Origin of the sequence: Kiloniella laminariae (assembly GCF_027214005.1) — a bacterium.
Taxonomy (GTDB): Bacteria; Pseudomonadota; Alphaproteobacteria; order Kiloniellales; family Kiloniellaceae; genus Kiloniella; species Kiloniella laminariae_A.
Map to the genome: position 1 here is coordinate 33,589 of NZ_JAPWGY010000006.1, position 23,107 is coordinate 56,695.

The window sequence follows — 23,107 nt, forward strand, 5'->3', positions numbered from 1 at the left end:
AAATACTGCGCTCAGAAATTGCAGTACCAGAGAGCAGGATCAGTGGCGAGATGAAAATATCACGGCACCACATGACTTTAAAAAAACAGGTTACAATCAGTCAGTAGAATAGGATAGATAACCGTCTCTTGTCTGGGGAAATTTGCGCCCGAGCAGCTCCGAAGCAATCACATTTCTGAGAACCTGTGCCGTTCCTCCCCCGATGGTAAACATCCGGGCGTCACGGACCATACGTTCCACCGGGTTACGTCGGGAATACCCAGCCGCACCATGCATCTGCAATGCATTATTGGTAACATTTACGGCCATTTCAGAGGTAAACAGCTTGGCTTGGGCCGCCTTGACCTTATCCGGGAAACCATCACCCGCCACGGCTTCATTGATCAAAGCCCGCGCAGCAGAAATCTGAACCGACATATCCGCCAGCATCCATTGCAACCCCTGGAACTCACAAATCGGACGCCCAAACTGCTCGCGCTGCTGTGAAAAAGTCAACGCCTGCTCATAGGCGCCTGCTGCCAGACCCAGTGCAACCGCTGCCGCACCAACCCGCTGTCCATTATAGGCCATCATCAAGTCGGCAAAACCTTTGTGCAACCCTGAAGGCGGCTGCAACATCATCTCTGCTGGAACAACCAGATCCTTAAAATGGATTTCAGTTTCGGGAATTCCGCGCAAGCCCATTGTCGGCTCGCGGCGACCAACAGAGAGACCTTCAGCACCCGGTTCACCACGTACCACCAGAAACCCTGCGATCCCCTGGGGTTCATCATTTTCATAAACCCGGGCAAAGATCAGATGCAGGCGGGACACCCCGCCCCCGGTTATCCAGTGTTTTTTGCCATTGATAACATAGCTGTTTCCGACCCTGTCAGCCCGGGTTGTCATCTCAGTCGCTGCTGAGCCACTCTCGGGCTCTGTAATGCAGATCGCCGGCTTGTCGCCTGACAACACCAGCTCCGCAGCCAATCTCTTCTGCTTCTCGCTGCCATAAGCCATGACAGCGCCGACAGCGCCCATATTGGCTTCGACAACAATGCGACCACTCACACCACAAGCCTTGGCTATCTCCTCGATCACCACAACGGCTTCTTTATATCCATAACCACCACCGCCATAAACTTCTGGGATGGTCACTCCCATGAAACCATTATCCCGGAGGGCAAAACAGTTTTCCCAGGGATAGATCTCGGTCGTATCTATGGATGCCGCACGCGGGGCTAGAACCTCTTCTGCCAGCGATCGTGCCCGGTGGCGAAGTTTTTCCAGACCACTGGCAGCTGAAACCGCGGCCTTCTGACTTGCCCTGACGTTCTTATTGCTGTCCGGAGTAACTGCAACTTTCTCCTGAAAGGCTTTCGTCGCTTTAGCCGAGAGCAAAGGCTTAGATATCGAGTCAGAATCAGCAAGCATAAGAGAAACTCCTACAGGTCTGGAGCGGTCGTCTTACCCTTTGTAAAATGCCCGCTTAATCTTCTTTTTCTGTATTCCAGTATCCTTCACTTGCTTTCTTCAAATCAAACGAATTAATATTACATATTGCTTCAATTTTTTTGATGTAGTTGAGATAATCATGGGCATTCGGCACCTGCGGACTTTGCTGGCAATTGCAGAAGCGGGCAGCTTTCAAGCCGCTGCCGAACGCCTGGGACTCACACATTCTGCAATCAGTATGCAGATGAAAGCCTTTGAAGAAGAACTGCAATCTCAACTTTTTGATCGCAGTCGCCGCCCCCCGGACCTCAGCCCGGCAGGGAAACGCCTTCTGCCAAAAGCACGGGAAATTCTGGCGCTTTATGAAAGTTTGTCAGAGGCAGGCTCTCGAGAAGAAGACCTTTCCGGTCTACTCAGGCTCGGTGCCATTCCCAGTGCAACAGCTTCTTTTTTGCCTGAAGCCCTCGCACAGTTGGGACAGCATCATCCCCGGCTGCAGATCCGTCTGGAAAGTGGCCTGAGCACTGAGTTGACCCGAGAATTGCTCAACGGCAAGCTGGACTGCATTATCATCACCCAGGCCCAGCGACTGGATGAAACCCTGAAAGCCACTGTCCTTCGACGGGAGAGACTCGTTGTTGTGGCCTGCAACACAGAAGAAAACCAAAAGGTTTCTCAAGGGGAAGATGGTGATATTGATCTGCTCAATCACCTCCCCTTTGTCCGCTTCAATCATCTGACCGGGGTCGGAAAGGTGATTGAACAAAACCTGCGCAGTCGCGGGGCCAGTCTGAGAGAAGTTATGGAACTTGATTCTCTCGAGGCGATCCAGCGAATGGTGGCCAAGGGGCTTGGAGCAGCAATTATCCCCGAGAGTGGAATTGGATCAGAAAGTAACCTTCTGGCAATCCCCTTTGGCAAACCAGTGGCAACCCGGACGGTTTCTCTGGTTGAAAAGTATCGCGGTCAACGGCCTGACTTGACCCAGGCTTTGGCGCAAACCCTCTTTGCCGTTTTGGATACCCCTGAACTCACAACAAATGGCTCCATCCGATATCCGTAACCGGACCTAGGAGCAGGTCCAATTGGCTCTATGCTATACTTGTTGTGAAACATCACAATTCGATCATTCAAAACAAGAATGTTGCAAAAAAATTGCCCGCGCAGGAGCTCTCGATGTCCATCCACCAGAACCTTCAGACCAAACCCAGTGTTTGCCCTCTTGATTGCCCTGACACCTGTAGCCTGTCAGTGGTTACTGATGGTGTCACAATCAAGGAAGTGCGCGGGTCACATGCCAATCCCTACACGGCAGGGGCAATCTGCAAGAAAGTTTCAAGCTATTACCCTGATTTTATCCACGGACCTCGTCGCCTGCGCACTCCTTTATTGCGTACGGGACCCCGTGGCTCTTTCCAGTACCAGCAGATCAGCTGGGCGGAAGCGCTTGACCGGGTTCACTCAGGCCTGAAACAGGCAATTGACCACCATGGCCCGGAATCGGTTTTACCCTTCAACTATGCCGGCCCCCACGGACAGCTGGCCGGTGGCTCCATGGATTTTCGATTTTTCCATAAGCTCGGGGCAACCCAACTTGATCGCGGCCCTCTTTGCGGGGCAGTTCGGGGCATGGCCTATACCAGCCTTTTTGGCAATGCCCCCGGGATGGAACCAGAACAGGCCGCCAAGTCCGACCTCGTGATTGTTGCCAGCAACAATGTGACCGTTTCGAATCTGCATCTCGCCCGGGTGATCAAGTCTGCCCGACGCAATGGGGCCAGGCTTATCGTTATTGACCCCAAAAAAGTAAAGATTGCCGACCAGGCAGATCTCTATATGCAGATCAAACCCGGTACCGATGTCGTACTTTTCCTGGCGCTTGCTGCCGAACTGGAACGCAGAAATGCGCTCGCACTCGATTTTATCCAGCAATGGACCACGGGTGCTGAACAGTACCTGAAATCTGCCCGGCAATACTCGCTGGAAGACGCGGCAAGAATCTGCGCGATACCTCTGGAAGAGATCGAGCTATTCCTCGGCTACTATACCAAAGCAAAAAATGTAGCACTGTCCTTTGGCAACGGGGCAGAGCGCGGCCATAGTGGCGGCTCTTCAATCCGTGCTGCCATGGCACTGCAGGTGCTCAGCGGCAACATCGGTCGGCCGGGGGCCGGGGTCATTGCCAAGCAGGGCCTTTCTTTTCCCGGCACAGGAAACAAACTTCGTCGGCCAGATCTTGCCCCCGAAGGAACAAGGATGCTGAACATCGTTGATGTCGCAAAACACATCCTAGACGACAGTCTTGCCCCGCCAATCAAGGCAGTGTTTATCTATAACCACAATCCGGTTTGTACCCACCCGGATCAGAACCGCATGCGTCGGGCACTGGAACGCGACGATCTCTTTATCGTCGGCTGTGATCTGGAAATGAACGACAGTATGGCCTATGCCGACATCATCCTGCCCGCCGCCAGCCATTTTGAATGCCCTGATATCTACGCGGCCTACGGACAAACCCATTTGCAGAGAGCCGAGGCCGTTATCCCCCCCGTCGGGGAAGCTTTGCCAAACACGGAAATTTTCCGAAGGCTCGCGGCAAGGTTTGGTTTTGATGATGCTTTGTTCAAGACAGATGATCTCAGCCTCATGGATGAGGCCTATGATCCTGAAGACCCCCGAATGCAGGGCATACACCCCAGTAATATTTCCCTTGATCGCTCCTTACCGATGACCTCGGCAAACGATCAGGAGCTGGTCATGTGCAAGAATGTGTTTCCAGCAACGACCTCGGGAAAGATAGAATTTTTCTCTGCTGAGCTTGAGCACAAATTCGGTTACGGGCTGCCACGTTACGAAGCCGTCCCGACCCGCCATCCTTATAACCTGATCACACCTTCATCCAGCAAGCGGACCAACAGCACCTTTGGAGGCCATCCAGAATCGTCCGGTCCAGAAGAGCTTGAAATACACTCCCTTGATGCCCTGGAACATAAAATCAGTAGTGGTGACACTGTCCGGATTTCAAACGATCTGGGAGAAGTCATTCTGGTGGCAAAGGTCAGCGACAAGGTCAAACCCGGTGTTTTCTATTCTCCCAAAGGAACCTGGCTCACCACAAGCTCAACAGGCCAGACGGTCAATGCGCTGATCACCTCCGAGCTCAAAGCAGATATTATGGAGGGTGCCTGCTATAATGACACTTTCGTTGAGATCGCCCGGGTTTAACCAGACCTCTGAGCCACCAAAGACAAAGGGCAGCGTCCTGCTGCCCTTTGTTAAATAGCTTCATCCGGTAGAAACGCCCTACAGGCCTTTCTGCCCCATCTCAAGGAATTTCTCACGACGCTTCTGGCGCAGCTCGGCGCCATTCAGCTTCAACAGTTCCTTGAGGTGACGCTCGATGCTATCACCCAGGGCCTTGATACAGGTGTGCTTGGCACGATGTGCCCCCCCGAGCGGCTCGGGAATAATTTCGTCAATGACTTCCAGCTTTTCGAGATCCTGCGCTGTAAGCTTCAGAGCCTCGGCTGCTTCCTTGGCCTGATCGCCAGAGCGCCAGAGAATAGATGCACAGCCTTCCGGAGAAATCACCGAATAGATCGAATGTTCCAGCATCAACACAGAGTTGGCTGTTGCCAGTGCGATAGCGCCCCCTGACCCACCTTCACCAATCACGGCAGAAATCAACGGCACCTTGATACCGAGGCACTTCTCGATACTCCGGGCAATGGCTTCTGACTGGCCACGTTCCTCAGCACCGACACCAGGATAGGCACCCGCGGTATCAACAAGCGTGATAACCGGCAGATTAAAACGATCTGCCATGTCCATCAAACGCTGGGCCTTACGATAGCCTTCTGGTCGGGCCATACCAAAGTTGTGTTTGACCCGACTGTGCATGTCTGCACCTTTTTCCTGGCCGATCACAACAACGGAATGACCGCGAAAACGTCCCAGTCCACCAATAATTGCATAATCTTCAGCAAAATTCCGATCACCCGCCAAAGGCGTAAAATCTTCTATCAACTGGCTGATATAGTCTTTGCAATGGGGACGATCCGGATGCCGGGCAACCTGTGTTTTCTGCCAGGAACTCAGTTTCGCATAAGTCTGGCGCAGCAGCTTGTCAGCCTTTGCCTCCAGCTTGGAAACTTCATCCGCAATATTAACATCGCTACTCTGGTCATCGAGATGCCTGAGGCCTTCGATTTTACCTGCGAGTTCGGCGATAGGTTTTTCAAAGTCTAGAAAGTTCTGCATGAAGCGTTGTCTATCACAAAGTGAAATTCAGTCAATATATATAGTGTGACAGCTCTACCTGTGAAAGGCCAGATTCACGTCAGACTGCAGTTTGGGTCGAAATAGAAAAGGCAGTGGCTCTTGCAAAAGCCACTGCCTTCATTTTCAACAATATCTGACCGCCACTTATCCCGCTGCAGCGGCGATAGCTGCTGCCTTGTCGACCATAACAGTCGCCTGGCGGATCGAGGCAATATCAATCAGACGACCATCAAGTGAAACGGCCCCTTTACCTTCGCGCTGGGCCTGCTCCATCGCCGCCAGAATACGTTTGGCCCGGGTAATTTCCGCTTCGGAAGGCCCGTTTACCTCGTTTGCCATATCAATCTGGCTTGGATGGATCGCCCATTTCCCTTCACAACCCAGAATAGCCGAACGATAGGCCTGAGCCTTGAAACCTTCGGGGTCGGAGAAATCACCAAAAGGCCCGTCAATCGGGCGTAATCCATTTGCACGAGCTGCAACGACCATCCGGGCAACAGCATAGTGCCACATATCACCCCAATGGAAGTCTCGCGGATTGTCTCCATCAACATCGGTCAACACGCCATACATCGGGTTCGGTCCGCCGATACCGGTGGTCCGGGCCTTGGTATAGGCGGCGTAGTCTGCCACACCAAAATGCAGGCTCTCGTTTCGTTTGGAAGCAGCTGCGATTTCGTGGATATTCTGCATCCCCAGTGCGGTCTCGATAATCATTTCAAAACCGATCCGCTTTTTGCGCCCCTTTGCCGCTTCGATCTGGGTGCAAAGCATATCAATGGCATAGATATCCGAAGCCGTGCCTACTTTTGGTATCATAATCAGGTCGAGGCGCTCACCTGCCTGCTCAAGTACATCCACGACATCACGATACATATAGTGAGTGTCCAAGCCGTTAATCCGGACAGAAAGAGTTTTACGGCCCCAGTCAATGTCATTAATGGCCTCGATCACATTCTTGCGGGCCTGTTCTTTGTCATCGGGCGCAACCGCGTCCTCAAGATCCAGAAAAACCACATCTGCATTGGACGCCGCGGCTTTCTCAAAAAGAGCCGGGTTGCTGCCAGGAACAGCCAGTTCACTACGATTGAGGCGCGGTGTTGCTTCTTCAGGAATGGTAAAACTCATGGGACGCTCCTTGTTTTTTGTTTTTCTGGCGCCAGATCCAGGCCTGAATTATGGTCGAACGCCATTTTATTTACAGGAATATCCTGATGCTCTGACCGCAATAACAAGGACAGCAGGAGGAAATTCCCTTTATTGTGCTATGCAGCATAAACTTTGTCCCGAGTCCGTCGATCTGTCAACTATCCTCTCCCGCAAGATCCGTTCAAGGTATCGTGACGCTGTTTCACATATTCCAGACAAGACCCCGGCCATTCCAGAAGCGACCTGAATGGAAAAGGTTCAGGAAGGCTTGCTCAGCTTGGATGACAGCGGGTGATGATCCTGAACAAGACGCTGTAAACGCTCTTGTAATACGTGGGTATAGATCTGGGTTGTCGAGATATCGGAATGACCAAGCATCTTCTGGACCGATCGCAGGTCTGCGCCATTATCCAGTAGGTGCGTTGCAAAAGCATGGCGCAAAACATGCGGAGATATTTTGGCAGGATCCACGCCACTACTCACCGCCAAATCTTTCAATAGCTGCCCCACACGGTGACGGGTCAAATACCCGCTGGCTCCACGAGAAGGGAAAAGCCACCCCGGATCATTTCCAGGTTGCGCCTCTTTTGTTGAAAGAAAGGTATGCCGGAGTAACAGATATTCTTCCAAAGCCTCCCGGGCAGCAGGACTGAGTGGAACCAGCCGCTCCTTATTACCCTTTCCCCGAACCGTCAGAATACGGGGATCGCGTTGGGTCTGGGAAACTTTCAGCGAAACCAGTTCACTAACCCGCATCCCTGTTGCATAGAGCAACTCGACCAGCACAAGCAAACGTTGCGCTTCTTTTCCTTGCCCGGCCCGTGCCTTGACCAGAAGGGCGTCCACATCTGCAATCGAAAGGATCTTGGGAAGAGCCTTCCCTGTCTTGGGGGCATCGATTCCCGCAACAGGGTTATCCTCACGAAGGCCTTCCCCCATCAAAAACAGGAAATACTGTTTAAGACAGGATAGGTGCCTGGCCTGGGTCCTGGCGGACAGGCCTTCCAGAAGCAGATCTTCAAGATAGTCCCGAATCAGATCGGGCTGACAAGAGTCTGCTGCATCACCCTTTCTGTGCAGGAAATCACCAAAGCGTTCCAGATCCCGGCCATAGGCCTGCAGCGTGTTGAGACTGGCACCGCGCTCCGCAGCCATCATTTCCAGAAAAGCATCAGTCGCGGCAGAAGCGCCCATTACACGACAGTCCCTGCTGTCACCGTGCTAGATACCACTCAGGGCTGCAGCTTCGATTGCCAGAGCCCGGGCATCATCGGGTAGACCGACCGAATAAAGCGCCTCAACAACACTCCCCAACGCCAGACTATGGGTATCTCCGGGGCCTTCCTCGCCGATTATCATCAAACTCAACAAAACGACTTCCGCCAAGCGGTTACCATTCTGCGCGTCTTTGAGGGCATAGAGCAAAGCAGCAGAAGGTGCCAGTCCCGGAGAAGAGAGTTCCAGTGAGGCCAACTCGCTCCAACTCAGCCGTGTGTCCTCGCCCAGTCCCTGCATACAGCTGCGCAAAAGCACCAGTTGCTGGTTCAGAACCTCCGGTCCCGTCCCGCCCTGGGCAGATGCCCAGCCTTTCAGCGTTCCATAGCGATCCCCGCCTTCCAGGCCCGAAAGCCGGGCATAAGGCCAAAGACCGGTCAGGCTTGCAGCAGCTGTCGGTTCACTCAACATATATTGACGAGCCAGAAGCAACCACTCGTCGCCCCTGGTGCGATTTCCGGCGACATAAAGTGTCTTTCCTGCCGGAAGGGCAAACCATGCCAGATCCGCAGATGGTGGAATTTCCTCAACCAGATGAGAAATAACCCGTGACATCAACAAACCCAAACCATCTTTTTCCGCATGATCAAGGGCTGCCTTGATAATTTCGGCCCGTGCAGCAGGAACAGTTTGCAACTGTGCAGCCTGAAGGAAGAGCGCACGCGCCTGGGTACCTTCGCGTGTCAGTTCGGTCGAAACAACACTATCCAACTCAGTGACAGGAAACTCATAGGCACTGTATAAATTGACAAGCTGGTCAGCCGTCATCTCACCGTTCAAGGTTGCAGCCTCCGCTGCAGCAACGCGACGATCAGCAGGATAGCGTTGGGAAGAAGCAAGAGCGATGCGGACACCAGGATCGAGAAAAGCGTCAAGTTCGGCTGGGAGAAGAGATTTTGACAACTCCGACATCGCCCAGTGAAGCGACTGCACTATTCCTGCACTTTTGCCGCTGAATTTGGTTTCCACACCCGCACCAGCCAACGCAAGCTCACGAAACAATGGATCTTCAGCAGTGCCTGTTTCTCTCAGCAGGTCAATCCCGAGCAAGGCCTGATCCGTTGCCCCGCGCAACAGATGACAGAACACCATCGCCCGGGTCCAGTAACTGTCCTGACCACTCCCGGCCATTCCCTGAATCACCTGACAGGCTTCGTCATGTTTTCCGACCATCAACAGGCTGTCTGTACGGATTTTAGCCTGGGCTTCAGTATCGGAACGTGCAGGAACTCTCTGCAGAAGATTGTCCAGATCAGCATACGCCCCCATTGCAGCCAGTTTCTCCAGCCTGAGCGCAAGCAGTCCTTCTTCGCTTTTCAGCGGCCTGTCATCCAGAGGACGTCCGGCACTTGAAAGCAGTAATCTTCTCGCAAGGGAATGTCCTGTTCGTGAGGAATACTGTGCTGGCATATTGGAAATAAGTGCATAGACATCCTGAAGCGAGCTTTGCCGCCACATGTCGTAGCCAAACCCACCCTGTCCAAGATCAAGCGTCCCGATTGTATCGAGGTCAAGCCCGCCCAAGCTGTCAATCTGCACCCCGCCAGAGGTAATTGCCTGGCTGGGGATTAACTCTTCCAGAGTTGGCTGTGGCGCTGTCGGTTGCGTTAAAGGCACCAGCGTCGTCGGCTGTTCGCCAAGAAGCTGGGTTTGAGCAAAAGCAGCGGTTCCCACCCCAAGACCGGAAAGCAGGACAGAACCTAGAAGCAACGACTTCGTGGGGCTATTACACATCTTATTTTACAAGCTGTTCATTGGGAATGACCTTTTCCACCGGGGCTGACGGTGCTGGGATATCCCAGGTCAAAAGAAAAATTCCTCCTGCGAGCAAAGCTCCGAGCAGAAGGATTAACAAAAACAGGCCAATTTTATTCATGGAGCGTTAAAATCACTCTATCTGTGTGGATACGATAACTGTTTATACTCTCCAGACCTAACACGAGAGTATGGCGAGATTGGGACAGTCTAGAGCCATCCCCCCTGATCTGTAAACAGTCAGATATCCCTATTGGCCTCCAAGATGAAAAATAAGGCCGTCAAACGATATTTTGCTGTTTTGACAACAGGATATCGTACTAGCTCGACAGATTTTCTGTATGTCCATCCACGGCCAGAACCTGACCGCTGATTCTGGCACCTGCTTCGGAACAGGCAAAGCTGATCATATTTGCAATATCGCTGGCTGTGACAAAGGTTCGGAGAGAAACCTGACTTTCAAAGTTTCGTCGCACCTCTTCTGGCAAGACCCCCTGTGCCTTTGCCGTTGCGTCAATCACCCGATCCATCCGTGGTCCAGCCACCGACCCTGGTGCAATGGCATTGACACGAATACCGAAAGGGCCGAGCTCCATTGCCATTGTCTTGGTCAAGCCGATAACAGCCCACTTGGCAGCAGCATAGGGAGAGCGCATGGGAAAGCCGAACAAACCAGCGGTCGAGGAAAGATTGATAATTGCGCCGCTTTCTTGTTGCTTCATCAACGGAATGGCAGCACGGGAAAACAGGAACTGAGAATCTATATTCACTGAAACACAGCGCTGCCATTCCCTATAATCCAGGGTCTCGAGTGCACCAGCCGGTCCGGCAATTCCCGCATTATTCACAAGAACATCGAGCCCGCCAAGCTCTGCGATTTCCTTTTCAAACAATGCAGACACCGCTGCCTCATCTGTTACATCCAGCAAACTCTTGCTCAAACGGGTACCACCCTCAAAAGCATTCAACGCTGCCTGATCAATATCGCAGATATGAACCCGGGCACCCTCACGCAAAAAAACCTCCGCTGCTGCCTTGCCTATTCCTGCTGCGCCAGCTGTTACCAGCACTCGCCGGCCTTCATGTTGCCCTCTCGCCATTATCACTCTCCCCAGGTTCCGAGTTCAATTCTCTCTGCCTTGTATGCTTATTGATTTTCAGGCGAATCACTGTGCAATTTTTCCGATTTCCGAAACAAAATCCCCGATCCAGATTTATTGATGATGGCGTCATTGATCCTCGCGACATCGTCCCTCATGACAAAAGACCGGAGAAAAGTTCTGTTCCTGTACAATCCGGTGTTTTTCCTTTTGTTTCACCGCTATGAATTCGATAGGCTAGGCCAAGGTTTATTATGTCATTCGGTAATTAAGTACTATGTCCACAAACGGGAGCTTTTCCATCCCTAAAACTGTTGTTCTCGTTGGCTTGATGGGGGCAGGGAAAACCTGCATCGGTAAAAAACTGGCACAGGAACTGGATCTTCCATTCGTCGACGCAGACGTCGAAATTGAAAAAGCTGCGGGCTGCAGTATAGCTGAAATTTTTGAAGAGCACGGGGAAGCGTACTTCCGGGATGGAGAGCGAAGAGTCATTCAACGCCTTTTGGCTGGTCCAGTTCAGATCCTCTCAACCGGTGGCGGCGCCTTTATGGATGCCATCACCCGGGAAACGATAAAAGAGCAAGGCATCTCCCTTTGGCTCCGCGCTGATCTGGACGTACTGGTCGAACGGACCTCAAGACGGAATCATCGACCGCTCTTGCAAAATGGTAATCACAAGGAAATTTTAGCCCGCCTGATTGATGAGCGTTATCCGGTTTATGCCGAAGCCGAAATCACAACGGATTCAGCTGAAGGATCTGCCGAGATTACCCTGCAGCGGGTCCTTGCTGCTCTTAAGGATTACTGCGCCCTCTTACCTGAGCAAAAAAACTGCTCTTCCCTGGCTCAGGCTGACTGAATGCCGCCTAAATCGAGTAATCTGATATATGACTGATAAAAACACCATTGCCCGGCTAACTGTTGATCTTGGGGAACGCAGCTATGACATTCTGGTCGGCGAAAGACTGATCGGCTCTGCCGGGCAGCTGATCCGCCCTTTCCTGAGGCAAAACCGGACTTTTATCATTACCGATGAAAATGTAGCCAAGCACCACCTCGCGGAACTTGAAGCCGCTTTTTCTGCTGAGGCGATAACCTGCAAGTCTCTGATTCTCGAATCAGGAGAGCAGACAAAAAGTTTTGCCCAACTGGAACGTGTCATTGATTTCCTGCTCGAGAACAAGATTGACAGAAAATCGACCCTGATCGCCTTTGGCGGGGGCGTAATCGGAGACCTTGCCGGGTTTGCTGCTGCTGTCGTCATGCGGGGTATTGATTTCATTCAGATCCCGACTACACTCCTGTCTCAGGTCGACAGTTCTGTGGGTGGAAAGACAGGGATAAATACACCTCGCGGCAAAAATCTGGTTGGTAGCTTTCACCAGCCCAGACTGGTCATTGCGGACACAAGTACACTGCAGACTCTCCCCCACCGAGAGCTGCTCGCCGGGTATGCAGAGGTCGTCAAATACGGGCTGATCAATGATCCTGGCTTTTTCAATTGGCTGGAAGAGAATGGCCAAAAGGTCGTAGCAGGAGACATTCAGGCACAAAACCGGGCCGTTATCACCAGCTGTCAGGCCAAAGCATCAATTGTCGCTATGGATGAAAGAGAATCCGGGGCGCGCGGACTGCTCAATCTCGGGCATACTTTTGGGCACGCCCTGGAAGCCGAAGCAGGGTACAATGGCTCCCTGCTCCACGGCGAAGCCATCTCCATTGGTATGGTGATGGCACACGACCTTTCTGCGCAGCTTGGGCTTTGTTCTCCAGAGGACGCCCTGACAGTAAGATCCCATTTTGATAAGATTGGCTTGCCTACAGAAGCTTCCTATGTTTCTTCCAACGCATTAAAAGGGAAACCCCTTGAAAGCTCCCGACTGCTCGAGCATATGAGTCGGGATAAAAAAGCTAGTGACGGACACCTGACTTTTGTCATGACAAAAGGCATCGGTCAGGCCTATCTGGACAGCACGGTAGATATGATTGCGGTTACCCGCTTCCTCGAGGAACGCGTAACCCGATAGTAGCTCCGACTGTTCGCAACCCCTGAAAGGGCCATGGAAACAGAGTTAATCCTCTCAATCGGCATCATTATTGTATTATTGATCCTGTCTGCCTTCTTCTCTGGTGCAGAAACCTCCATGACAGCTTCATCGAAGCCGCGCATGCATACACTGGAACAAGGCGGTGACAAAAATGCCCGCATTGTCAACAATCTCTGGAGCGCTAAAGAACGCCTGATCGGCTCTATTCTGCTCGGGAATAATCTTGTAAACATTCTTGCATCATCAATCGCCACCTCAACGCTGATAGGTCTTTTTGGCGAAACCGGTGTGGTCTATGCCACCCTGGTCATGACCGCGATGGTTCTGATTTTTGCCGAGGTTCTTCCCAAGACTTATGCCCTGCGCTATGCCGACAAGGCTGCTCTTGCCTCTGCCCCGATTTTACGTCCGATTGTCTATCTCTTTGGCCCCATTGCCCTGTCTGTCGAAGCCATCGTTCACGCGACGCTGTCACTTTTCACCGGCAAGGACATCAATGTAGATGTTAGCGAGGTCGCCGAAGAAGAGTTACGTGGTGCCATTGATCTGCACGAAGGACAGGGAGAAGAGATCCGCCATGAACGGGCCATGCTCCGCTCTATCCTTGATCTTGACGATGTCACTGTCGAAGAAATCATGACCCATCGCCAGCATATCAATGCCTGCGACGCCAATGACAATCCTTCCAAGATCATCGAAGACGTTCTTTCAAGCCCCTACACCCGTATTCCTCTCTGGAAAGATCGCCAGGACAATATTGTCGGTGTGCTCCATGCCAAGGCTCTTTTGCGGGCTGTTCGCTCGCATGAGGGAGAACTGGATCAGGAAACAATCCTCTCGATTACAAATGAACCTTGGTTCATTCCGGCATCCACCAGCCTGCTGTCTCAGCTCCATGCTTTCCGTGACCGCCATGCCCATTTTGCTATCGTTGTCGATGAATATGGAGAAATGCAGGGAATTGTTACGCTAGAGGACATTCTTGAAGAGATTGTCGGTGACATTTCCGATGAACATGACGTCGAGATTGAAGGCGTGCAGTCTGTTGGCGATGACCAGTACATCGTTAACGGCACCGTCACCATCAGAGACCTTAACCGTCAGTTTGAATGGCGGCTCCCCGACGATGAGGCCTCGACAATTGCGGGACTTATTCTCTATGAGGCCCGACAAATTCCCCAAGTGGGACAGGCATTTGTTTTTCATAACATGCGCTTCGAAATTCTCGAACGCAAACGGCATCAGATTATTTCCATCCGCGTCTCGCCCTTGCCCGAATAACCCACAAGACCTGACAAGGAGATCTGCTGTGCCTCTCTCACCCCCTGTTGCCCGCAAACAGCAACATCAACGCCTGTACGATTTTCAGGGATATGAACGCGATGATGGTCTCTGGGATATTGAAGGGCGGATTACAGACGTCAAACCCTATGCCTTTCCCAACAAGTTTCGCGTAGAGATCCAGGCAGGAGAGGCCTTGCATGACATGTCGATCAGGCTGACCGTGGGTCTGGATTTCGTCGTCAAAGACATCGAGGCAATTATTGACGAAAGCCCCTACGCCATCTGTCCGGCGATTACACCAAACTTTCGCAAGATCATTGGCTTGAGCGTTGGCCCCGGCTGGCGAGCTGCAATCCGTCGGGCTGTTGGGGGAACCGAAGGCTGCACCCACCTGGTTGAGATGCTCGGGGCCATGGCTACCGTCACATTCCAGACTCTTTACCCGGCATTGTTAAAACAAAAAGAAGCTCAAGAGAACGCCGCTCCCCGGGAAAAACCTTCTTCTCCAGGTGAGAAAAAACGGCCGGGAATCATTGATAGCTGCCACGCCTACAGTGCAGAAGGGGATGTAGTTCGCGAAGAATGGCCTGATTTTTACGTCGGCAAAAACCCGGTATAGGCCCTCACCAGCATAGCCACTCAGGGGGATGTTTTGGGCTTCACATTCAAAGGGAATTCGGACAAGGAAAAAGGTGCCCATCCCTGCTTTTCCTGTGCAGCAGTCCTGAAATAGGAAAGTGTAAAAACCCGAATAGCCGCCGTCAGGCTGGACTGAACACGGCGTCCTTCAACCAGGGAACAGATCTCGTTAAGCGTCAAACCCTCGCGCACACCAATCTCAAGCAAAGCATCCCACATCATCGGCTCAAGCCGTAATGAGGTTCTTCGCCCCGAAACGACGACATTTTTGAGCGTCAAACCGCTTTTCCCGGCCAGTTGACCCATTTCTTCCCGCAAGCCCTGTCTGCTTTGCGACAAAAAAGATATATTATCTTTCTTCCGCGTCATGCAGCATTCGCCTCGCTCGGAGACCGGGCCTTGATCTGCAGGGCGTGAATCGTGGTTTCCATCTCCTGTTTGAGGAGATCGAACACCAGCCGTTGACGGCTCACCCTGTTCAGGCCTTCAAATTTTTCGGATACGATCTCAACCGAGAAATGGCTTTCACCCCCTTCCCGATATCCTGCATGACCAACGTGATGATGGGACTCATCAACAACTGTCAATTCCGCAGGTTTCAAGCCGGCCCGCAGCTTCATTTCTATTGTATCCGCCATCCCCATAGTGCTTACCTATACTATCCCCGGTAATGTTAACTCAGGCCTGCTTCAGCTTTCTCGCTGAATTTCCCTCTGCCTGATCATTTGCCCCTATTGTACATAAAGACTTCAATTTTACCAGCTAACTGCTTGTAAGAGGAACATCTTTAAAGAAAATTATCAAAAATCAGTGAAAAATTCCAGCGAGCGTATCAGCACATTCTTAAGAAAATGCTTACATTTCCAACGCCCCCCGCCGAACAGAATTCACGAAAAGAAATTGACGCAAAAGTTGTCTCTTCTTTCGACAACAGGGGGATACGCGATACAGTTCCCCCGAAACCTTCCGCCTGGCTAATCCTTTCAATAATCTCACATCATGATTGCATCCCCGCGACAAGTCGATAATTTCGGCGCTTACAGCCGTGCAATATCTTGTAAGGTCGCCCTATCAGCCCCATAATTTACAAATGAACAAACCTTTTCATGACTATCGTTTCGCAACCCCATGGGACTCGGCGAAAAGACAACGCTGTTGCGATGCGCCCGATTGTCATGAATCCGGAGATTACCGGGCGCCAAGATCCCGACTGGAACTAAACAGCTATTACTGGTTTTGCCTGGATCATGTCCGCGCCTATAACGCGGGATGGGACTACTGCAAGGACATGGACATCGCCGATGTTGATAACATCCGCAAAGCTGATGCGGTATGGGGCAAACCCAGTTGGCCAATGAATGGAAAGAAGTTCCAGGGCTATGCCCAGAAACTTGATGATCTAGGCAAAGCCTGGCAAAAATTTTATGGCGAGCAAGCTGCAGAAAACAGCTGTGCAGCTCGCCCGGTCCCCGAACCTGAACGGAAAGCCCTTCTTGAACTCGGCCTCACCAGCCTGCTGCCCTGGGCCATGATCAAAAAACGCTACCTCGAACTGGCAAAACAGCTCCACCCTGACATAAACGGGGGGAAAAAGGGCGCAGAAGAACGACTGAAAAAAGTGAACCAGGCGTATGGTTTTCTGAAAAACAGTCATTTTGTGAAAGAAACGCTTCAAGAAACGGACCTGACGTCATAGTGTAGCGTCCAAGAAACCCTCATGATGATCACAGCAGTATGGATGAGACGATGTCTTCTAAAGTAATTGGCCATGGCGAAATGAATATGAACGGCCCGGATACAACGGTCTCAGCACGGGAAGTTTTTGGTATCGACACGGATATGCAGGTTCCTGCTTTCAGTGTTGCCAATGAGTATGTGCCAACCCAGGACCCCACTTATCAGTTCGATCACGACACGACCCTGGCTTTGCTTGCAGGCTTTGCCTTTAACCGCCGCGTTATGATCCAGGGTTATCACGGAACCGGAAAGTCGACTCATATTGAACAGGTTGCTTCCCGCCTCAACTGGCCCTGTATCCGTATCAATCTCGACAGCCACATCAGCCGTATTGATTTGGTCGGTAAAGACGCTATCGTCCTCAAGGAAGGGAAACAGGTCACCGAGTTCCGCGAAGGACTGATGCCCTGGGCTCTCCAGCGCCCGGTTGCTCTTGTTTTTGACGAATATGACGCTGGTCGCCCAGATGTCATGTTTGTGATCCAGCGGATTCTGGAACTGGAAGGGCGCCTGACCCTGCTTGATCAGAACCGGGTGATCACCCCTCACTCGGCTTTCCGCCTGTTCTCGACAGCCAATACCGTTGGTCTGGGCGATACCACTGGCCTCTATCACGGAACCCAGCAACTCAACCAGGGTCAGATGGACCGCTGGAATATTGTCTCCACACTCAATTATCTGCCGCATCAGGACGAAATGAACATCGTCCTGGCCAAGCACCCGGAATACAACAAGCCCGAAGATCAGGATCTGATCTCCAACATGGTTTCCCTTGCTGATTTGACACGTAGCGGCTTTATCAACGGCGATATTTCTACATTGATGAGCCCGAGGACGGTGCTGTCTTGGGCTGAAAATGCGAAGATATTCAACAATATAGACTTTGCCTTCCGCCTGACCTTCCTCAACAAGTGCGATGAAATGGAACGACCACTGGTTGCTGAATATTTCCAGCGTTGTTTTGGTCGTGAGCTGAACGATGGCGCGGTAAAACCGGCGGCTTGAGCCTCTTTGAAGAATAATTGGTAAGTAATTGGCATGAGCAAGGCTGAAACACCTCTGGAACAGTTCAAACGCGCGACCTCCTCCACGGTCCGGGCCATGGCAAAAAACAGCGAACTTTCGGTTGTTTTTTCCACAAACGGACGCGGGATCAGTGGGGATGAGCTGCGTCTGCCAACGCCTGCCAAGAACCTGCCGAAAGAAGATGTCCAGCGTATCAGGGGACGGGCGGATGCGACCGCTCTGAACCTGCGCTATCACGATGCCAAGGCCCACCAGAAACATAAACCTTCCGATAGCCAGGCTGCAGCCATCTTTGATGCTGTTGAACAGGCACGATGTGAGGCACTCGGCATCAACCGGATGGAAGGTGTTGCACAAAACCTTGCCTTTCTTCAGGAAGATACCTTCACGCAACAGGGATATGGGAATGCTGTCACTTCCGAAGATATTCCCCTGCATGACGCCATGTCGGTTTTTGCCCGCCAGGCTCTGACCAACCGGACAGCAACAGGAGTTGCCGGAAAAATTGCCGAGATCTGGCGCCCGAACCTGCCGCCGGAAATTTTCCAGACACTTGATAAACTCGGACAACATCTTTCCGATCAGGCTGGATTTGCCCGGACCTTGCAAGATCTGCTCGGTCAGCTGGATTTTTCCCTTGAGGAAGACGAAGAATCAGAAAGCGACCGGGAAGACGATCAGGATCAACAGGATGAAAATTCTGATGATCAGGATAGCAAACAGCAAACATCAGAAAAATCAGCCCCGATGGAGGCTGAAAGCGGTGAACAGGGTGACTCTGAAGGTTCTCCTGATGACAGCGGAGAAAATGAGGGCCAACAGATGGAAGGCCAGGGTCAGGAAACCGCTGGCTCTCCTGACCGTTCGGCAGAATTCAATCCGGACCATAACTATTCCCAGATATCAGGCTACAAGACCTTTACCACCCGTTTTGATGAAACCATCGAAGCCCAGGACCTCTGCGACGATGAAGAGCTAACGCGCCTGCGTGAACTGCTCGACAAACAACTTTCGCACTTGCAGGGCGTCATTTCCAAACTGGCCAACCGGCTGCAGCGTCGCCTGATGGCTCAACAAACCCGGAACTGGGAGTTTAACCTCGAAGAAGGTCTGCTTGATACGGCGCGCCTGACCCGGGTTGTTACGAACCCTTTACATTCCCTGAGCTTCAAACAGGAAAGCGACACCGAATTCAAAGACACGGCAGTTACTCTGCTGATCGATAATTCCGGCTCTATGCGCGGACGCCCGATTACCATTGCCGCCATGAGCGCTGACATCCTGGCTCGCACTCTCGAGCGCTGTGGTGTGAAAGTTGAAATCCTTGGCTTTACGACAAAAATGTGGAAGGGCGGCCAGTCACGCGAACAATGGATTGAGCAGGGAAAACCGGCAAACCCCGGGCGGCTGAACGATCTGCGGCATATCATCTACAAAAAAGCTGATGCCCCCATGCGCCGGGCGAGGAAAAATCTTGGCTTGATGCTTCGAGAGGGCATCCTGAAAGAAAACATTGACGGGGAAGCCCTGCTCTGGGCCCACAGTCGCCTTCAGGCCCGGACAGAACATCGCCGTATCCTCATGGTGATCTCCGACGGCGCGCCTGTTGATGACTCTACTCTCTCGGTCAACTCGGGCAGCTATCTGGAAGATCATCTGCGCGAAGCAATTGACCTGATTGAAAAACGCTCACCTGTCGAACTCCTTGCCATTGGTATTGGCCATGACGTTACCCGCTATTACAAACGTGCGGTAACAATCAGCGATGCTGAACAACTCGGCGGGATAATGATGGAAAAGCTGGCCGAGCTGTTTGCTGAAAATCCGCGCGACAAAAACCCGTCCCCTGACAGCGGTACACGTCGAAAGCGCCAATAAGGCCATCCGCTTACATTTATCATTTTGTCACCTGAGATCTGCGCCCCGGTCAGTTATCCAATGTTCCGCAGATTAACTGCGAATCATTCTTATAGTGACTTGACAGAGATCAAGTCATCCACTACTCGTATTGCGAATGATTTGCAATATCGGTAAATAACATGACATCAAACACAAATTCACATCCTGGGGACAGGGCAATCTCAGCCTCTCCTCCGCGTATTTCTGCAGAAACTCTCATGCAAAATGCTCGTGAAATTGTGATTGAGTACCATGGGTTTGACTACCGGTTGCGCATAACCTCAAACGACAAACTGATTCTGACCAAATAACGATCTCCTGCGTTAGGCAAGATTCGCGGATCTTTCAAAAGCGCTGAACTGCAAGCCAGCTCGCCATTGTACTTTCTTGTACCAAGCCAGCCAGCCAGCAATGTGATTTTTACATTTACTGGCTCGGTACAAGAACAAGGTGCACAGGCACATGAAATACACTGGTTTTAGATACCTATTACTCGCTGGCGTCGCTTTTTCCATTACTCCTGCTGCCCTTCAGGCCCAGGAAGTTCCCGCTCCCCAACCCTCTGTTACAACCAGCGGGGATGAAGAAGAAATAGCGGAAAAAGCAACACCCGTCTTCAAGTTTGATACAATCTCTGTGACGGCCTCCCGCGAGGAAAAACTCGCCATTGAGACCCCTGCCTCCATTTCCATTGTCACAGAAGAAGAGATCGAACGTCGACAGCCTGAAACCGTCAACGATATGTTGAAGGATATTCCCGGCGTAGAACTGACGGGCGGGAGTCGAAACACCGTCATGACCCCTTCAATCCGCGGATTGGGTGATGACAGGGTCGTCACCCGCATTGACGGCGCCAGGCATAACTTCAATGTCGGGCACAAGGGGGGACTCTTTATTGACCCGGCAATTCTCAAGCAGGTCGAAGTTCTCCGTGGCCCGGCCTCGACAATACACGGCACGGGTGCACTCGGAGGCGTTGTCGCCTTCGAGACCAAAAGTGCAGATGATTTCCTTGAAGACGGCGAAACCTTTGGTGGTCAGGTAACATCCGGCTTTGGTACTGTTGACAACGCTGTCCACGGAAACCTGACCGCCTTTGCCCGCCCGCTCGAGAACATTGATTTCCTTGCCAGCCTCAGCCGCCGTAAAACAGATGATTACGAAGCCGGCGACGGGGAAAAGCGCCCCTATACAGATGATGATCTTATATCCGGCTTGATAAAAACCGGAATTGATATCGGAGAATCACATCGTGTCGGGTTGACCTATCGGGTCTACACAGACGACCATAGCCTGCCTGCAACCGCAGACGGCACCAGCGTTTCTTCTATCGTCAATCGGGAAAGCCGCGAGACCGGGATTGTTCTTGATTATGATTATGAGAACCCCGAAAACAAGTGGTTCGATGCTTCCGTAAAGGGATACTACAACAACTCGGACATCGACGAAGTCAGGTTCTCTGATGGCCGGCATGATGAACGTAACCTCGAGACCCTCGGGATCGAAGCTTACAACACAAGCCGTTTCGAACTTGATGAAAACGCCAAACTCGCCGTAACCCTTGGGGGAGAATACTTCAACGACGACCAGACAGGACGGCGTAACGGGGCCCCAACAACCCAGTTCTACCCCGATGCGGACATGGATATCTATGGTGTCTATATCGATAACACCCTGACGTTATTTGAAGATCTCGAAGTTACTGCTGGATTGCGTTTTGACTCATACGATCTGCAGGCTGACACCCAGAAGGGCGTAAACGAAACAGCGCTATCACCACGCGTTATGGTCAGTTATCAAGTCCTGCCCTTCCTACAGCCCTATGCCAGCTACTCTGAAGCTTTCCGCGCTCCTTCGCTCTCAGAAATTTACAACAGTGGTTTGCATTTTCCCGGTGGTGGCCCGACCCCGAACAACTTCTTTGTTCCAAATCCCGATTTAAAACCAGAAACAGCCCAAAATTGGGAAGTAGGTTTCAACGTCAAACACGATGGCCTCTTTACATCCAATGATGCTGTACGGGCGAAAGCTGCCTATTTCCATAACAGTGTCGATGATTTCATTGAACAAAACGTCAATGTCTCTGCCGGTACAACGACCAGTTTTAATGTTCCCAAAGCAGAGATCAAAGGATTTGAAGCCGAAATCAGCTACGATTCCAGTGGTGTATTCGGATCTATTGGTGCTGCACGTATCCGGGGTAAAAACACCGACACGGCTGCTGCTTTGTCCGGAATTCCGGCGGACAAGGCCGCTGTCACCATTGGATACCATATCTCGTCTATCGATCTGGATGTTGGCGGGCGTGGGCTGTTTGTGCGGGATCAGGAACGCGTGCCAAGCGGCAGTTCTGAAATTGATGGTTATGCCACCTTCGATGTCTTTGCCGGATGGGATGCAGACGATTACGTCCCTGGTCTGAAACTCAACTTTGCCGTTGATAACCTGCTCGACAAGACCTATCGCCGCGGCGCTGCTGTTCTGGACGAACCAGGACGTAACGTCAAAGTAACTGCAAGCCTGAGGTTCTAGGGGGAAACCATGTTTGGGAAGCCAAAAACCAGATGGACGGTGAGCATCCTGTTCACCCTAGCTCTCCATATCGGTGCCTGGATTTATTCTGGTGACGTGCTTCCCCCGGCAATGGCTACCGCTACGGCCAGACAACAATTATCTGTCACTTTTGTACAGTCCTCTGCAGCCGCAGAGGACCGTACTTCTTCTGAGGCAAAGGCAGTTTCTCCAACTCCCTCGAAAGCCGTTGAAGTCCAAGTGGCACCAACGCCTGCAACAAAAGAAACAGACAATAAAACAACCAGCTTGTTGCCAGATACTACCCCCAGCCTGGAAGCTGATCCCCCCATAGATTCGATCGTAGTGTCACACACTGAACTTATACCTCAGCCTCCGGCCAAAAAGCCAACTCCTCCGACAAGAACGGTTGAAAACAATACAGCAGCAAAACCCTCAGAAACTCCTGTACAAAAAACAGATACCGCAACTGCAACTGAGACAGAAAAGCAACCACAAAAAGAAGCTCAACTCGCTTCTCTTGAGGCGACACCAGAGCCAGTAAAAAATGAAACCACTGGGTCAAACCAGGGAACGGCAGACACTTCGGCAATTTCCTCCTCAAGTGTCACCTCTCCGACCTATGAAGATCTGCCTCTTTTGACAGAGCCTTCTTTCTCTCAGCCTCCCTCGCCACCGGAATATCCCAAACGGGCTCAGAGAAAACGGATTGAAGGTGAAGTTGTGCTCCGAGCCAGGGTCGATGAACAAGGTTTGGTCCGGCGGATCATCGTCTGGCAATCCTCAGGTCATAATCTGCTCGATAAAGCCGCAGAGAAAGCTATGTGGGGCTGGCAGTTCACGCCTGCCCGACAAGGGAATCTCAGAACAGCGGCCTGGGTCGAATTCCCGATCCGCTTTGCCATTCACTAATTTTTATTTCGATAGCGATCATCAGGATTTAAT

General features: G+C 51.8%; 20 protein-coding genes. 12 read left to right on the forward strand and 8 right to left on the reverse strand.

Features of this window, described 5'->3' with window-relative positions:
• Positions 1 to 96: 96 nt before the first annotated feature.
• The gene (gene acdA / locus O4H49_RS15375; protein WP_269424324.1) at positions 97 to 1,413 is read right to left on the reverse strand and encodes a 3-sulfinopropanoyl-CoA desulfinase; all 1,317 of its coding nucleotides are present in this window, start codon (positions 1,411 to 1,413) and stop codon (positions 97 to 99) included.
• Between the two features lie 160 nt (positions 1,414 to 1,573).
• Between acdA and O4H49_RS15380 the strand changes: the two genes are divergently transcribed.
• Positions 1,574 to 2,497: a LysR family transcriptional regulator gene (locus O4H49_RS15380; RefSeq protein WP_269424325.1), complete on the forward strand. Its 924-nt coding sequence runs from the start codon at positions 1,574 to 1,576 to the stop codon at positions 2,495 to 2,497.
• Between the two features lie 113 nt (positions 2,498 to 2,610).
• A complete protein-coding gene (locus O4H49_RS15385) occupies positions 2,611 to 4,659 on the forward strand; it encodes a molybdopterin-containing oxidoreductase family protein (protein ID WP_269424326.1) in 2,049 nt (682 codons plus the stop codon).
• Between the two features lie 78 nt (positions 4,660 to 4,737).
• On the opposite strand, the gene O4H49_RS15390 is transcribed toward O4H49_RS15385, so the two are convergent.
• The 5 genes from O4H49_RS15390 to O4H49_RS15410 all read right to left on the reverse strand — a co-directional run bounded on the left by O4H49_RS15390 (position 4,738) and on the right by O4H49_RS15410 (position 10,994).
• Positions 4,738 to 5,694, reverse strand: coding sequence for an acetyl-CoA carboxylase carboxyltransferase subunit alpha (locus O4H49_RS15390; RefSeq protein WP_269424327.1), 957 nt, complete (start codon positions 5,692 to 5,694; stop codon positions 4,738 to 4,740).
• 165 nt (positions 5,695 to 5,859) lie between these two features.
• A complete protein-coding gene (locus O4H49_RS15395) occupies positions 5,860 to 6,843 on the reverse strand; it encodes an HpcH/HpaI aldolase/citrate lyase family protein (protein ID WP_269424328.1) in 984 nt (327 codons plus the stop codon).
• Between the two features lie 279 nt (positions 6,844 to 7,122).
• Positions 7,123 to 8,058, reverse strand: coding sequence for a site-specific tyrosine recombinase XerD (locus tag O4H49_RS15400; RefSeq protein WP_269424329.1), 936 nt, complete (start codon positions 8,056 to 8,058; stop codon positions 7,123 to 7,125).
• Between the two features lie 27 nt (positions 8,059 to 8,085).
• Positions 8,086 to 9,873: a hypothetical protein gene (locus O4H49_RS15405; RefSeq protein WP_269424330.1), complete on the reverse strand. Its 1,788-nt coding sequence runs from the start codon at positions 9,871 to 9,873 to the stop codon at positions 8,086 to 8,088.
• Positions 9,874 to 10,214: 341 nt separating this feature from the next.
• A complete protein-coding gene (locus O4H49_RS15410; RefSeq protein WP_269424331.1) occupies positions 10,215 to 10,994 on the reverse strand; it encodes an SDR family oxidoreductase in 780 nt (259 codons plus the stop codon).
• 277 nt (positions 10,995 to 11,271) lie between these two features.
• Between O4H49_RS15410 and O4H49_RS15415 the strand changes: the two genes are divergently transcribed.
• The 4 genes from O4H49_RS15415 to O4H49_RS15430 are packed head-to-tail and all read left to right on the forward strand — an operon-like array spanning position 11,272 to position 14,948.
• Positions 11,272 to 11,856, forward strand: coding sequence for a shikimate kinase (locus O4H49_RS15415; RefSeq protein ID WP_269424332.1), 585 nt, complete (start codon positions 11,272 to 11,274; stop codon positions 11,854 to 11,856).
• A 28-nt stretch (positions 11,857 to 11,884) separates the two neighbouring features.
• A complete protein-coding gene (gene aroB, locus O4H49_RS15420) occupies positions 11,885 to 13,024 on the forward strand; it encodes a 3-dehydroquinate synthase (RefSeq protein ID WP_269424333.1) in 1,140 nt (379 codons plus the stop codon).
• Positions 13,025 to 13,057: 33 nt separating this feature from the next.
• Entirely contained in the window at positions 13,058 to 14,326 is a 1,269-nt protein-coding gene (locus O4H49_RS15425) for an HlyC/CorC family transporter (RefSeq protein WP_269424334.1), read from the forward strand.
• Positions 14,327 to 14,354: 28 nt separating this feature from the next.
• Positions 14,355 to 14,948: a DUF2889 domain-containing protein gene (locus O4H49_RS15430; RefSeq protein WP_269424335.1), complete on the forward strand. Its 594-nt coding sequence runs from the start codon at positions 14,355 to 14,357 to the stop codon at positions 14,946 to 14,948.
• Between the two features lie 20 nt (positions 14,949 to 14,968).
• Here O4H49_RS15430 and O4H49_RS15435 read toward each other — a convergent pair whose 3' ends face one another.
• Complete coding sequence (locus O4H49_RS15435; protein ID WP_269424336.1) at positions 14,969 to 15,337, reverse strand: ribbon-helix-helix domain-containing protein; 369 nt, start codon at positions 15,335 to 15,337, stop codon at positions 14,969 to 14,971.
• On the reverse strand, positions 15,334 to 15,606 hold the full coding sequence (locus O4H49_RS15440) for a BolA family protein (RefSeq protein WP_331283768.1): 273 nt from the start codon (positions 15,604 to 15,606) through the stop codon (positions 15,334 to 15,336). The genes O4H49_RS15435 and O4H49_RS15440 overlap by 4 nt, the downstream gene beginning before the upstream one ends.
• Before the next feature lie 452 nt (positions 15,607 to 16,058).
• Between O4H49_RS15440 and O4H49_RS15445 the strand changes: the two genes are divergently transcribed.
• The 6 genes from O4H49_RS15445 (at position 16,059) to O4H49_RS15470 (ending at position 23,074) form a co-directional block, all read left to right on the forward strand.
• A complete protein-coding gene (locus tag O4H49_RS15445; RefSeq protein WP_269424338.1) occupies positions 16,059 to 16,664 on the forward strand; it encodes a J domain-containing protein in 606 nt (201 codons plus the stop codon).
• 50 nt (positions 16,665 to 16,714) lie between these two features.
• Positions 16,715 to 17,710 carry a cobaltochelatase subunit CobS gene (gene cobS, locus O4H49_RS15450; protein ID WP_269424339.1) on the forward strand — a complete coding sequence of 332 codons (996 nt, stop codon included), beginning with the start codon at positions 16,715 to 16,717 and terminating at the stop codon, positions 17,708 to 17,710.
• Between the two features lie 33 nt (positions 17,711 to 17,743).
• On the forward strand, positions 17,744 to 19,609 hold the full coding sequence (gene cobT / locus O4H49_RS15455) for a cobaltochelatase subunit CobT (RefSeq protein WP_269424340.1): 1,866 nt from the start codon (positions 17,744 to 17,746) through the stop codon (positions 19,607 to 19,609).
• 161 nt (positions 19,610 to 19,770) lie between these two features.
• Positions 19,771 to 19,941, forward strand: a complete 171-nt coding sequence (gene hemP, locus O4H49_RS15460) for a hemin uptake protein HemP (RefSeq protein ID WP_269424341.1) — start codon at positions 19,771 to 19,773, stop codon at positions 19,939 to 19,941.
• 151 nt (positions 19,942 to 20,092) lie between these two features.
• Entirely contained in the window at positions 20,093 to 22,162 is a 2,070-nt protein-coding gene (locus O4H49_RS15465; RefSeq protein ID WP_269424342.1) for a TonB-dependent hemoglobin/transferrin/lactoferrin family receptor, read from the forward strand.
• Positions 22,163 to 22,171: 9 nt separating this feature from the next.
• Positions 22,172 to 23,074: an energy transducer TonB gene (locus O4H49_RS15470; protein ID WP_269424343.1), complete on the forward strand. Its 903-nt coding sequence runs from the start codon at positions 22,172 to 22,174 to the stop codon at positions 23,072 to 23,074.
• The last annotated feature ends 33 nt before the right edge of the window (positions 23,075 to 23,107 follow it).